The organism is Neorhizobium petrolearium, assembly GCF_017873175.1.
GTDB lineage: Bacteria > Pseudomonadota > Alphaproteobacteria > Rhizobiales > Rhizobiaceae > Neorhizobium > Neorhizobium petrolearium.
This window is the reverse complement of record NZ_JAGGJW010000017.1, coordinates 40,795-54,551: the sequence shown is the minus strand read 5'-3', so window position 1 is coordinate 54,551 and position 13,757 is coordinate 40,795. Positions and strand designations below refer to the sequence as shown.

General features: G+C 59.5%; 11 protein-coding genes. 8 read left to right on the top strand and 3 right to left on the bottom strand.

What is annotated here, in order from left to right:
* Positions 1-13: 13 nt before the first annotated feature.
* Positions 14-1,891 (bottom strand): TRAP transporter permease, encoded by a 1,878-nt coding sequence (locus tag J2046_RS27375; protein ID WP_227705966.1) that lies wholly within the window; start codon positions 1,889-1,891, stop codon positions 14-16.
* A 147-nt stretch (positions 1,892-2,038) separates the two neighbouring features.
* Positions 2,039-3,010, bottom strand: coding sequence for a TAXI family TRAP transporter solute-binding subunit (locus J2046_RS27370; RefSeq protein WP_210057210.1), 972 nt, complete (start codon positions 3,008-3,010; stop codon positions 2,039-2,041).
* A 181-nt stretch (positions 3,011-3,191) separates the two neighbouring features.
* On the opposite strand from J2046_RS27370, the gene J2046_RS27365 reads away from it, so the two are divergent.
* The 5 genes from J2046_RS27365 (at position 3,192) to J2046_RS27345 (ending at position 7,955) form a co-directional block, all read left to right on the top strand.
* On the top strand, positions 3,192-4,556 hold the full coding sequence (locus J2046_RS27365; protein WP_036236102.1) for an aromatic ring-hydroxylating dioxygenase subunit alpha: 1,365 nt from the start codon (positions 3,192-3,194) through the stop codon (positions 4,554-4,556).
* 84 nt (positions 4,557-4,640) lie between these two features.
* Positions 4,641-5,198 (top strand): aromatic-ring-hydroxylating dioxygenase subunit beta, encoded by a 558-nt coding sequence (locus tag J2046_RS27360; RefSeq protein WP_024706840.1) that lies wholly within the window; start codon positions 4,641-4,643, stop codon positions 5,196-5,198.
* Between the two features lie 10 nt (positions 5,199-5,208).
* A complete protein-coding gene (locus J2046_RS27355; protein WP_024706841.1) occupies positions 5,209-5,514 on the top strand; it encodes a non-heme iron oxygenase ferredoxin subunit in 306 nt (101 codons plus the stop codon).
* A gap of 31 nt (positions 5,515-5,545) precedes the next feature.
* Positions 5,546-6,379 carry a 3-(cis-5,6-dihydroxycyclohexa-1,3-dien-1-yl)propanoate dehydrogenase gene (gene hcaB, locus J2046_RS27350; RefSeq protein ID WP_024706842.1) on the top strand — a complete coding sequence of 278 codons (834 nt, stop codon included), beginning with the start codon at positions 5,546-5,548 and terminating at the stop codon, positions 6,377-6,379.
* 124 nt (positions 6,380-6,503) lie between these two features.
* Positions 6,504-7,955: an aldehyde dehydrogenase gene (locus tag J2046_RS27345; protein ID WP_024706843.1), complete on the top strand. Its 1,452-nt coding sequence runs from the start codon at positions 6,504-6,506 to the stop codon at positions 7,953-7,955.
* Between the two features lie 1,015 nt (positions 7,956-8,970).
* On the opposite strand, the gene J2046_RS27340 is transcribed toward J2046_RS27345, so the two are convergent.
* Positions 8,971-9,552, bottom strand: a complete 582-nt coding sequence (locus J2046_RS27340) for a recombinase family protein (protein WP_035218831.1) — start codon at positions 9,550-9,552, stop codon at positions 8,971-8,973.
* A 165-nt stretch (positions 9,553-9,717) separates the two neighbouring features.
* Between J2046_RS27340 and J2046_RS27335 the strand changes: the two genes are divergently transcribed.
* The 3 genes from J2046_RS27335 (at position 9,718) to J2046_RS27325 (ending at position 13,742) form a co-directional block, all read left to right on the top strand.
* Positions 9,718-10,044, top strand: coding sequence for a DUF4158 domain-containing protein (locus tag J2046_RS27335; protein ID WP_227705912.1), 327 nt, complete (start codon positions 9,718-9,720; stop codon positions 10,042-10,044).
* A gap of 122 nt (positions 10,045-10,166) precedes the next feature.
* Entirely contained in the window at positions 10,167-10,757 is a 591-nt protein-coding gene (locus J2046_RS27330) for a recombinase family protein (protein WP_427832652.1), read from the top strand.
* A 15-nt stretch (positions 10,758-10,772) separates the two neighbouring features.
* Positions 10,773-13,742, top strand: a complete 2,970-nt coding sequence (locus J2046_RS27325; RefSeq protein ID WP_210057208.1) for a Tn3 family transposase — start codon at positions 10,773-10,775, stop codon at positions 13,740-13,742.
* Positions 13,743-13,757 lie beyond the last annotated feature (15 nt).

The window sequence follows — 13,757 nt, the reverse complement described above, 5'->3', positions numbered from 1 at the left end:
TCGTAGGATGCATTTATCCCGGCACCATCGCCCTGCGCAGCCACTGAAGTGCCACCATGATTGCGACACCCAGGCCATGGAGCATGAGGGTGTACCCGCCACCCAATGCTTCCGGCATAAGAAGCAGCACTCCGCCAAAGCCCAGGACTGCGCGTTCGTAGCCTGACAACATGCCCCCGAACCAGCCAACCATGGCGGCGGATATGGCATAGACCCCAATTGCCGCGGCAGACGCGGCCAGAAAGATTTCAACCGGGGTTCCCTGCATCAGCAGGGCGGGCGTGACCACGAAGATGAAGGGAATGATGTAGGCTGTCCAGCCGAGGCGCATCGAGACGAATGCGGTCTGCATCGGCGGGGCCCCGGCCAGCGCGGCGGCGAAGAAGGCGCCGATGCCGACAGGCGGGGTCACCATTGACATCATGCCCAGGTAGAAGATGAAGAAATGGGCGGCCATCGGTGTGATCCCGGCCTCTACCAGAGGCGGGGTAAGAAGGACCGCCAGCAAAAGATAGACGGCAACCGTCGGCATCCCCATGCCAAGAACAACACTGGCAACGGCCGTGAGGAACAAGAGCAGCGGAAGGTTGCCCCGACCGATCTCGGCCAGCGCGAAGGTGCCGACAAAACCCAGCCCGGTGATGTTGAGAACGCCAATGATGAAGCCGGCGGCAGCGGCGATCATCAGGATCTCGGTCATGGAGATGCCGGCGTCGGCGAGCGATTGCCAGATCATCCGCAGCGTGATGCGCCGACCACCGTAGCCGTATGCGATGCCGCAGATCAGGGCAACGCCGGCCGCCCAGAGTGCCGCCGTTTCCGGCCGCTGGCCCAGCCAGAACATGCCGATCACGATCACGGCAAACGGCAGGATGAAGATACCCCCGCGACGCAGAGTGCCGAGCGCAGAAGGAATTTCATCCTCATGCAGGGGGGCGATATTGGCCTTGGCGGCCTCAAGATCAACCTGACAGTACACCGCAAAGTAATAGAGCGCGGCCGGGATGATCGCAGCAATGGCAATCTGCGCATATGAAACGCCGAGGAAATCGGCCATTAGGAAGGCGACTGCCCCCATGACCGGGGGGGCGATCTGCCCTCCGGTCGAGGCGACGGCCTCGACTGCGGCAGCCATCTGGGGCCGATACCCCGAGCGGATCATCAGTCGGATGGTGACCACCCCGGTCGCGACTATGTTGGAAACCACGACCCCGGAAATCGTGCCAAAAAGCGCCGAGGCGAGAATCGAAATTTTGGCCGCGCCGCCGCGGCGACGCCCCAATGCGGAAAGCGCGATGTCGTTGAAGAACTCGCCACCGCCCGCCCGCACGAGGATCTGCCCGAACAGCACGAACGCGGCAACGACCGTTACGGACACATTCATGGTAAGCCCGAGCATGCCGTTGGCATCGAAGGCGATATAGGACAACAGACGATCCGGAGAGACCTGTCGCGTCTGCATCGCACCCGGAACCAGGTGGCCGATCATCCCGTAACCGACAATGAAGAGCACCACCAGAACCAGGGTCCAGCCCACGACCCGGCGCAACCCCTCGAGCACCAGCAGAGCCAGCCCAATGGCCATTGCCACGATATCGGCGGGAGCGGACATCACACGAGAGACGATATCGGCGTAGTTCACCGCAACATATAGAGAAAGGAACAGCCCCAGAACCGCAAGAATCCAGTCATTGGAACTGCCACCAGGCACCGGATCATTCTCGCCGCCGCTGCCCAGATCTCTCTCGCCGACGCTTCTTCTGTCGATCAGGAACACAAGGCCCAGGCCAAGCCCCAGAGCGACTGCCAATATCTGTTCGACATAGACGTTCAGCCCGAGGCGGCTGGGCGCGTCAAACCCAACGGAAATGGCCAGAAGCGAAAGTGCCACCGCCTGTGTATGGACAGCGATACGACGAATCGTCGGCGTCCGGGTGCCAGTTGTTTGAGCCAAGACCCACTCCCTCCGAGTTGAGCGAACACAAAAACAAGGACCGGGCAGGTAAGTCTCCCGACCCGGCACACAGTCATAGTCTTGTCAGTCAACAGGACGGATGGCGACGCCACGCTGGGCAAAGAAGGCCACCGCAGCAGGATGATATTCCACACCCGGGTAATCGACATAGGCGGTATCCAGGTTCATCATGCGAAGCGGAGGATAGGAATCACCGATCGCATCCACATTATCGAAGATCGCGGCCAGCAGCGCCGTGACCTGTTCGTCGGAAACATGGGCACCGGCAACAAGGACATTGTCCCATGTCAGCATCATTATCGGTGCTTCGATACCCACCCGAACCGGCGAGGGTGTAACCTCCGAGAAGTAATAGGCCGGGCGGTATTTGCGTATCGCCTTGAGCGCCTTTTCATCCGAGGCGACCTGAAGATAGCGGACCCCGCCTACCGTCGCGCCAACCTCGGCGACCTTCGGCCCGCCCACCGCGAAGAAGGCCGCATCCGTCAGGCCCGAGGCCAAAGCATCGGCACCGCGAATGATGTCGGGGATCGGCATTTGAACCACTTCGTCATAGCTGATCCCGTCCGCCTCGAGAAGCGCACTCACCAGCGGACGGTTCAGCGGGAAAGCCTCCCAGCCCGCGGGCACACGCTTCCCGGCGAGATCGGACACGCGCGTCATGCCGGAATCCGCCCGGACGAACAGCCCCACCGCAAAGGGATTGATCTTCGCCAAGACACGCAGATTCGGCAGCGGCGCAGAGTAATCACCCTCCCCCGCGACCGCGACGATCATGTCATTGATGTCAGTAAGTGTGAATTCTGCGTCCTTGCTGTCCACGGCCTGAAGCATCTGTGCGTTTCCGCTATACGCCTGGACCACCAGCCGCCCGCCATCGCTCCTCTGGGCCTGGGCCGAGATGACCGAAGCCATCGTATTCCAGACCGAACCCGCAGGAGGTGTCGTGATCGACGCAACCTGAGCGGAGACACCGCCCGTCGCCGTCGCCGCAACCATCATCGCGCCTGCTATGCGCGCACAAAATGTATTCATCTCCTTGGCCTCCCTCTGACTGCACTCCCCCAACAGATTTGCCTTATGCCCGCCCCGGCATTCATTGTAAAGCATGCTTTTCTTATTGCCAGGGTCGCCTGGAACGGATAAATGTAAACAAGGACGCATGGTCTGCATTAAGTGGACAAGGCGGACATCGAAGCCACAGGGAGGAGTTTAGATGAACGTAAGAACGATTGCGGGCGCCGCTGGCGCTTATTCCGATGCCGAAATTCTTGCAATGGTCGACGAGAAGGGCGGTAAGTACGATCCTAAGATTTATGTTGACGAGGCCCTTTATCGTCTTGAGCTTGAGCGCATTTTTGCGCGCACCTGGATTTGCATGGGTCACGAATCGCAAATCCCGAAGCCGGGCGACTTCACGACCGCCTACATCGGCGAGGATCCTGTGGTCGTTGTGCGCCAGAAGGACGCCAGCATCCGGGTGTTCCTAAACCAGTGCCAGCACCGCGGAATGAGGATCTGCCGGGCCGATTCGGGCAACGCTAAGTCCTTTACATGTACCTACCATGGTTGGGCATACAATCAGGGTGGCGATCTGGTAAGCGTACCGATGGAGAAGGAAGCCTTCGGTGGTTGCCTGAACAAGGCGGAGTGGGGACCGAAGCAGGCGCGCGTCGAAACCTACAAGGGCCTGATTTTTGCCAACTGGGACGCCGACGCGCCTCCGCTCGACGAATACCTGGGTGACGTCAAATTCTATATGGACATTATGCTCGACCGCTGTGAGGAGGGGACCGAGGCGATCCCCGGCATCCAGAAGTGGGTCATTCCCTGCAACTGGAAGTTCGCGGCAGAGCAGTTCGCTTCGGACGCTTATCATGCAGGCACCACCTCACACCTGTCCGGCATCATGGCGGGCGTGCCGGAAGATGTGGATATTACCCAGGTTGCCCCTCCGACGGAGGGCTTGAATGTCCATTTGGAGAACGGACACGGGTGCGGCTTGTTCCTGCGTAACCCGATGTTTTACATGACAATTCTCGGACCGAAGGTGACGGAATACCTGACGACCGGGCCGGCTTACGAGGAGACCGTGCGCCGTTTGGGTCAGGGACGGGCAGATGTACATCTTTGCCATACCAACGTCTTCCCGAACCTGTCGTTCCTGGCAGGGATTAACACGGTCCGCATGTGGCAGCCTCGCGGTCCAAACGAGATCGAGGTCTGGACGTTCACTGTCGTTGACAAAACTGCCCCGCAGGAGATCAAGGACGAATGGCGTCGCAACACATCGCGCACATTCTCGGCGGGTGGCGTGTTCGAACAGGATGATGGCGAAAACTGGTGCGACATCCAACAAGTGCTGCGCGGTCATGTTGCTCAAAACCAGAAGTTCAACATCGAGATGGGAACACATACGGTGACGGCCGATAATCCTGAGGGCTTCCCCGGGCTGAGCTTCGCCTACACCTATAGTGAGGAGTCGGCGCGCGGCCTGTACCGCTACTGGACCGAGATCATGACAGCACCGGATTGGCCTGCCATCCGTCGGAGCCAGCAAAGGCCGCTCGCCGCGGAGTAACGTTCAACCGGCGGAAATGTCTGCATATGTATCAAACGTCTGCCGACGCTGTCGGCAGATAGTTCTGCACTGAGGGAGGAAAAAATGCTCGATGACACTTTCAAGGCTGCCTTCGAAAGCAAGCCCAAGGTCGTTTCTCTGGAACTTCAGCACGAAGTCGAACAGTTCCTGTATTGGGAATCCAAGCTTCTGACGGATCGCCGTTACAAAGAGTGGTTCAGTCTTTTGGCTGAGGACATTCACTATTGGATGCCGATCCGTTCAACGAAAATCATGCGCGAAGTGGCACAGGAATATACGGATGAGCAAGGCTTTGCTCATTTCGACGACAACTGGCACACGATGAAAGGCCGGATCCGCAAGATCCTGTCGGATGTGGGGTGGTCCGAAAACCCGGCCTCTCGCTTGCGCTATCTGATCAGCAACGTCATGCTCGTTCCCGAGAATGAGAACACGATCAATGTCATTTCGGCGTCGATGGTGTACAGGACGCGGCAGGAGCGCCAGCTCGACGTTTTCGCTTGTGAGCGACGGGATGTCCTGCGTCGGGTTGAAACCGAAGCGGGCTTCGAGATTGTGCGCCGCACGATCCTGATCGACCAGAGCACAATCCTGTCGAACAATCTCAGCTTTTTCTTTTAATGGGGTAAAAATGGCGTGGATGAAGGTGTTCCCTTCGGCAGATGTGTCGGAGGGAGAGATGAAGGTATTCGAAGGTGGCCCTGAGCCGATACTGGTGTGCCGAGTGGACGGCGAAATACACGCCGTCCAAGACACCTGTACGCATGACACATGGTCACTCGCGGACGGTTTTATCGAGGACGGAGTTATCGAGTGCAGTCTGCACTTCGCGAAATTTTGCGTCAGAACCGGCAAGGTGAAGGCCCTGCCTGCTTGTGAGGCACTCAAGGTGTTTCCTGCAAAGGTCGACGGCGACTTCATATACATTAACTGCTGAGAAGCAGCGTTAAAATACGGGAGGAATTACAATGCAACTCAAGGATCAAGTCGCGCTCGTGACGGGCGGAGGGTCCGGTCTTGGACAAGCCATCGTCGAACGCTTCGTCGAGGAAGGCGCGCGTGTCGCAATCTTCGACCGCTCGCAGGAGCGCATCGATGAGGTCGTGAAGGCACTCGGCGACAAGGTTGTTGGCATCGCGGGTGATGTGCGCGAGGTGGCTGACAACAATCGGGCGGTTGCCGAATGTCTCAAGGCCTTCGGCAAGCTCGACACGTTCATCGGCAACGCCGGCATCTGGGACTATTCGAAAACCATGGTTTCGACAGAAGATGGCGACTTGTCATCTGCTTTCGACGAGATGTTCGGCATCAACGTCAAGGGCTATGTCCTAGGGGCCAAGGCGGCATTGCCCGCGCTTTACAAGACCAAGGGCCACATGATTTTCACTGCTTCGAACGCGTCCTTCTATCCTGGCGGTGGCGGTGTTCTTTACACCGCGACGAAGCATGCAGTGGTCGGCATGATCAAGCAGATGGCGCATGAGTTCGCACCGTATGTGCGGGTGAACGGTATCGCGCCGGGAGGTGTTGGCGGAAGCAACCTCGCCGGAACCAGTGCGCTTTCACAACAGGGAATCAAGTTTTCCGATATTCCGCTCGACGACCTGATGAAGCAGATGCTGCCACTTGAGCGCGCATTTAATGCGCGGGAATATGCCGGTGCCTACGTCTTCTTTGCCAATCGTCGCGACAATACGCCAGGCACCGGCGGCGTCCTAAATTTCGATGGCGGTATCGGTATGCGGGGCTTCGCCTCTCCGAACATGGGTGCGGATCTCGTTGAAAAGTTCGGCGCAATCTAACCAAGGAAGCGCGCCGGATAGTGCGCGCGGTTGAGACTGGACCGTTCTCCAGACAGATCTTCGCGCAACCGTCTGGTCGGCGCGAGCCCCAAGAGTAGCGACACAAACTCCATAAGGACATGGCATGACTATTCAGCTCTATATCGACAACGAGCCCCGGAATGCTACAGGCAACGTCACATTTGAACGCCGCTCACCGGTAAGTGGCGAGGTCGTGACGCAGGGCGCGGCCGCGAATCCGCAGGATGCCGTGGCGGCGATCGAATCCGCCGAGCGCGCATTTGCATCCTGGTCGCAGACTGGCCCCGGCCAGCGCCGCGTACTGCTTATGAAGGCCGCCGAAGAGATCGAAAGGCGCACAGAAGAGTTCGTTCTTGCGATGAAGGCCGAGGTCGGGGCAGGCGATCTTTGGGCGCGTTTCAATGTCATGCTCGCGGCGAATGTATTCCGCGAGGCCGCTGCGATGACTACGCAGATCCAGGGCAACACTATCCCCTCTGACAAGCCGGGCACTTTGTCGATGACCGTGCGCCAGCCGGTCGGTGTTATCCTGTCGATCGTACCCTGGAACGGGCCGATTGTTCTGGCGGCACGGGCTATCGCCTATCCGCTGATGTGCGGTAACACGGTTGTCTTCCGCGCATCGGAAACCTCGCCCAAGACCCATGTGCTGGTTGCCGAGGCCGTCCATGCAGCCGGTTTCCCCCCCGGAACGCTCAACTTCGTGATCAACGACCCGAAGGACGCGCCCGAAGTCGTGGAGGCAATGATCGCGCATCCGGCTGTGCGGCGTGTTAACTTCACCGGTTCGACGCATGTGGGCCGGATCATTGCCACAGCTTGTGGCCGCCATCTCAAGCGCAGCCTGATGGAACTCGGCGACAAGTCGCCCATGGTGGTGCTTGCGGATGCGGATATCGACGGCGCCGTGAATGCGACCATCTTCGGCGCATTTCTCTATCAGGGCCAGATCTGTATGACGACCGAGCGCGCCATTGTCGATGAGTCTGTCGCCGATGCGTTTGTCGAGAAACTCGCTGCGCGGGCAGCACAACTGGAGGCGGGCGATCCACGCTCCCAGGCGGCTTGCGCGCTTGGCCCGATCATCAGCCAGGGCGCCGTTGATCGCTTGAACGGTTTGCTGGCCGACGCGGTCGCAAAGGGTGCGAAGATACGGTCTGGCGGGCACGCAGACACCACCTTGATGGCACCGACTGTGCTCGACGGAGTCACACCCGAGATGCGCATCTATTCCGAGGAAGCCTTTGGTCCGATCTTGCAGGTGATCCGTGTATGCGGCGCGGAGGAAGCTGTGCGGGTGGCCAATGACACTGAATACGGCTTGTCCGCTGCCGTCTTCGGAACAGACATGGCACGAGCACTTGATGTCGCAATGCGCATCCAGACCGGTGCGGTGCACATCAACGGTTCCACCGTCTCCAATGAGGCCCAAGCGCCTTATGGGGGCACGAAGGCCAGCGGTTGGGGTCGGTTCGATAGCATTGCGGTGATTGATGAATTCACCGAGTTGAAGTGGATTACGATCGAACAGCCGTCCCAACCGTATCCGCTGTAAGAGCGCGCCCGAAACCGGGCGGATGCGGTTTGCAAATTGACCGTCTTCAGTGATGTCGGTCATGCTGTTCGCATCCGCCCAATCAAGATCGTTGGGCTATGGGACTGGATTTCAGCGAGCTCGGGGGTTGGGTAACGAGATCGTGCCGGTTGGCCGAAACCTTGTGGTCCCTCGTTCAAAACGAGAGTGCTTCGCCCGAAAAATTCTCGGCCAACTGGCGGATGTGGCTCAAGCCATTGAAATAGTGTAGTAATTCGTTATCGTTGCGAATCCCCGCGATTTCTGGAGACCCGACCCGCCGTGTCCGACGGAGAGCGGCCGTGCAAAATTAATCCACGGAAGCGGCGGGATCATTCTGCTGCGGAAGGCGTAAAAGTCGGCCACATATTTACCCTTCTGCGACGACAGCAGGAGCGCGTGGGGATCTACACTGTGTAATTATATCTGAAGGTCCGCCTGGCTTGTTCTGAAGAAATGAGCCGGCGTCACGTTGCCCAGAAGGGAAGGTTGTCAACGGCGGAGTAAAAACCGGCAGTCGCGGTGTTGGCTCGCCTTCTACTGCTCTTGCAATCCAACGGATCGCCGTGGAAACCCAACGCCGAAACGACCGGCAACCTGCCAGTACAAACAGGCAGCAGACGCTTTCAACACCCGCATTCAAAATACATCTCTCAGTGCTCGTGCCGTCATCTAGAATCGTGGAGAAGTTGAATCAGCTTCGGTCACTCTCGTCACATCACGTTTGATTCATCGACCACAGGATTGCTCTAGGTGCCTGGGGAAGGGGCACGCCACATGAACCACGTAGGGATCAATGCGAGCATGAAGATCGCACATACGACGAGGAAAGCGTCCTGAAAAGCTGCGTTCGAGGACTGGATTACCACGGCCTGACTCAGGAAAGATGCTGCGGCGGGCATAAGCTGAGTTTCTGGCAATCCCGCACTTTGCATCAAGCTGGCGTCACGACACGAAAGTGGCGAATCTGTCCGACTTTTAAGAACGTATCCGGAACTCAGGTTGGTTTGACCGTGGATGTCGTTGCTTTTTCGGCCTTGAGAGCTTCGTAGAGGGCGGTTTTCCCGATTTTCACGCGGGCCGCGGCTTCCCGGACGTTCAAACCGGCCGCCAGATGCTGGCGGGCTTTGGCAAGTTTGTCCGGGGTTACGACGACTTGTCGGCCACCGCGTCGGCCGCGTTCCTCTGCGGCTTGCAGACCGGCACGTGTTCGTTCCCGGATCAGATCGCGCTCGAACTGTGCCAGCGCGCCGAACAGGTGGAAGACCAGGCGACCGCCGGATGTCGTGGTGTCGATGTTTTCGGTGATGGATCGGAAGCCGACGCCTTTGGCCTCCAGTTCGGTGATGATCTCGATGAGGTGCTTCATCGACCGGCCGAGGCGGTCGAGCTTCCAGACTGTGAGCGTGTCGCCGTCGCGAACGTAGCGGATCGCCTCCGCCAATCCGAGTCGGTCAGTCTTCATGCCGGATGCCTTATCCTCGAACAGCCTTTCACAACCTGCTTTGCGCAAAGCGTCGAGTTGCAGGGCGGTGTCCTGGTCGCCGGTGGAGACCCTTGCATAGCCGATAGCGGTCATGAGACGTGGTTTGTCCGTTTTTCCGTTGAATACGGACATTGTCCGATTCGCCGTTTCATGACAAGGTTTGCGGACAAGAACTGTGGATGCCGCGAAACGTTCGTTTGTCGGACACGCATTTTCCGTTTCGCTGCACTCTCCGCGGCGAAACGGGAAGATCAGTGAATGGCGCGAAGAGCATTACTGAGCGAGGCATGGTGGCAACAGGCGACGATCATCCCGGATAACGAAAGGGAGATCGCCAAACATTATACGCTGGATCGATCGGATCTCGAACTGATCATGCGACAGAACAAGGCCGCGAACAGACTGGGCCTCGCCTGTGTTCTGGCCACGCTACGATACCCTGGCCGACCGCTTGCGGATGGCGAGGTCCTGCCGGCTGGCGTCTTACGATTTCTGGCGCGGCAGATCGGGGCTCCGTGGGAATCTCTGCAATATTACCCGCTAAGAGATTTTTGGCGTGACGGAAAACAGATGATTTCCGCGTAGCGGTTCGGCGGGTCGAAATCGACGGGGTGACTGGGCAATTATTTGCGCGACAAACCCTGTCGGAATGTGAGACTGTGCGGCAACACGGAATTTGAGGTTTGTCGTGCATGTTGATCGGTTACATGCGGGTATCGAGCGGTGATGAGCGGCAGTCGGTTGCCTTGCAGCGCGACGCCCTGCTCGCGGCCGGGGTCGATCAGCGTCACCTGCATCAGGATCGCGCTTCGGGCGCGCGCGACGATCGGCCGGGGCTGAAGGCTTGCCTTGCGGAATTGTGCGAGGGTGACGTGCTGGTCGTTTGGAAGCTCGACCGTCTGGGCCGATCACTCTCCCACCTGATCAGAATCGTTGAGGATCTGAAGATGCGCGGGGTCGCCTTCCGCTCTTTGACGGAAGCTATCGACACGACGAATTCGCACGGTGCGTTCCTGTTCAACCTGTTTGGCACGCTCGCCGAATACGAGAGAGTGCTGATCACGGAGCGGGTCAACGCTGGACTGGCGGCGGCACGCCGGCGCGGTCGCAAGGGCGGTAGGCCACCGACGATCGACACCGAAAAGGTTGAGCAGATTCTGGCGGCGCTGGAAGCCGGCGCCAGCAAGGCGTCGGTGTGTCGGACATTCAAGGTGCCGCGCTCGACTCTCATCGATACATTGCGGCGAACCGGATGGACCGGACCGGGCAAAGAAGATGAGCCTGCTCCCCCAGTTTGAGAGCGGGTGTGACCGATGGCCTTCCTCGACGCGCAGTCGCGCACCGTTGTGTTCGACCCACCCGATGTTTATGAAGAGGCCCTCGCGCGCTATGCGCTGTCCGCTGAGGACATCGCTTTCGCCAGGGCGCATCGCCGATCGCATAATCGTCTGGGTTTTGCCATCCAACTCGCCCTGGTGCGTGATCTCGGTCGTCCGCTCCGCGCTGGGGAAGTTCCGCCTCAGGCAGTCGTCTCCGTTGTCGCCGACCAGTTGGGCATCGACGCTGCGGTGTTCGCACTCTATGCCCAGCGGGAGGAAACCCGTCGAGAACATACGCGGGAGATTGTCGTCGCACTGGATCTCCGGCCCGTCCGGGCGAGCGATTATCGATCCCTGATCACCGCGGCGGCACGCGAGGCAGCCGCTACCGAACAAGGCGAGCCGATCACCAAGGCCGTGATCGAAGCCCTGAAGGAGAGGAAGCTGCTCGTTCCTGTGCCGGAACTGCTGATACGTCTGGCGATGGCGGGCCGGGCGGCAGCGCGACGACAGGCTTATCGCGGCTTGATCCGGGGCATGGAGCAACCGTCCATCGAGGCGCTTGATCAGCTTCTCATCGATCGGTCCGGCGATCGGAGCCATCTCGGCTGGATTGCGGAAGCGCCGGAGGGGACGAAACTGAAAAACCTCAAGGGCCTGATTGCCCGGCTTGAGGTTCTGCGTTCGGCGGCGATTTCCGATGAGCGACGTAAAACGATCCATGCCAACCGCTATGGCATCATCGCCCGGGACGCCCGCATTCTGCATGCCCGTGAGATACGACGCCTTACATCCGAGCGCCGCTACGCCACGCTGACGGCGTTCGTCATCGAGAGGCAGGCGGCAATCACCGACCTTGCGATCGACATGTTCTGCAAACTGATCGGCAGCACCCGGCGCAAGGCTGAACTGAGCCGCACAGAACGCCGGCTGAAAGAAGCCGAGATTCTTGATGGGGTGGCGCTCGATCATCTCAAGCTTGGCGAGGCGCTTCTGGCCGCCCGTGAGAACAACACCGATCTCGCATCCGCAATTGCAGTCTCACTCGGCTGGGACGGATTGACCGCCAGCGTGGCCGCAGCCAGGTCCGTCGTGCGCCCCGATCGCAGCGACGAATTCGATGAGCTCATAGAGCGGCACAAATCGCTGCGAAAGCTGGGCAGGCTCATGTTCGGCGCGTTCTCTTTCCGGTCGTTTCGTCCCGATGATCCGGTTTTGAAGGCAGTGGATCATCTGCGTGCGCTCTACAGTGGCAGGAAACTACCCGCGCAGGTGCCGTTCGCGTTCATGACCCGCAAGTGGCGGCGACGTGTGCGCTCGGACGGTGTCACCATCGACCTTCGGGCTTGGGAAGTGGCGGTACTCGTTCACCTTCGGGAGCGCCTGCGGGCCGGTGACATATGGGTTGATGGCAGCCGGGCATGGCGCAGTTTCGAGGATTATCTTCTGCCTCGACCGATCTTTGCCCTGATGCGCGCCGAAGGCCGGCTCGGGCTTGCCATCCCTGACAGCTTTGCCGAATGGCGAGCCGAACGCACCGCCACGCTCGACGCGAAACTCAAAGAGCTGGCAAGGGCGGCGGCCGCCAACGCCATTCCGGATGCGGCTATTTCCGACAAGGGTTTGTCGGTCTCCCCGATCCGCGAGGAGGAGCGTCACGGGATCGTCGCGCTCAGCCGGCGTCTTTACATCCTCGTTCCCCGGATCAGGATCACCAGCCTGCTTGCCGAGGTCCACAGCTGGACCAGGTTCCTTGACAGCTTCACACACTATCGCACCGGCGAGACGGCGAACGACGAGCCGGCGCTGATGGCCGCTATCCTTGCCGACGCCACCAACGCCGGTGCTGAACGCATGGCGGAAAGCTCACGCGGCGTCACGATCCACCAGATGATGCTGATGGTAGATAGGCATCTGCGCTCGGAAACCTATGCTACGGCGACCGCCGTGCTGGTCGATGCGCAGCAGGCTCATCCCTTCGCCGCGGTCTGGGGCGACGGTCATATCTCCTCCTCGGACGGGCAGTTCTTTCCGGCAGGCGGGCGCGGTGAAGCCAGCCTCGAATACAATGCAAAATACGGCAAAAGACCAGGTGCTTCGGTCTATGGCTTCCTGTCCAATCGTTTCGCCTCCTTCTTCTCCCGGATGATCCAGGCGTCCGAGAGCGAAGCGCCCTACGTGCTCGACGGCCTCCTTCACAACGAAAGCTCCGTCGAAATCCATGAGCATGCAACCGATACCGCCGGCGCGACCGAAACGACATTCGCTATGTTCCATGGCTTCGGCTATAGGCTCATTCCTCGTATCCGCAATCTCGGCAATCGCAGGCTCTTCGTCATCGATCCCGACGCGGCGTACGAGCCGCTCGGGGCGCTGATCTCGGGAGCCGTCAACATGGATGTCATCGAGCAGCACTGGGATGAGGTCTTGCGGCTGAAGTCATCGATTGGCGCGGGCCTCGTGCCGCCGTCCGTCATCCTCAAGAAGCTTGCCGCATCGCCTCGGCAAAATCGGCTCAATCAGGCGCTACGCGAAATGGGCCGGATTGAACGCTCGATCTTCATCTGCGACTGGTTGCTCGACACCAAGCTCCGGCGCAGATCGCATGCCATCCTCAACAAGGGTGAAAGCCGTCACGCCCTTGCCCGGGCGGTCTTCCTCCACCAGCTTGGCGAGCTGCGCAACCGCGTGGCGGAAACCATGGCCTATCGGGCGTCAGGTCTCAACCTCGTCGTCAACGCCATTATCCTGTGGAACACCGTCTATCTCAGCCGCGCTGTCGATTATGTCCGCACCCAGGGCATCGATATTCCCGCCGAGCTGCTCTCCCAAGTCGCACCACTTCCCTGGGCTCATATCGCACTCACCGGCGACTATCTCTGGAACGAAATTGACCGACCCCTCGAACGCTTCAGGCCGATCCGCGCTAACCGTTTCAATCCAAACAACTTCGCTTTCCCTTAGCGGGTATTATTGCAG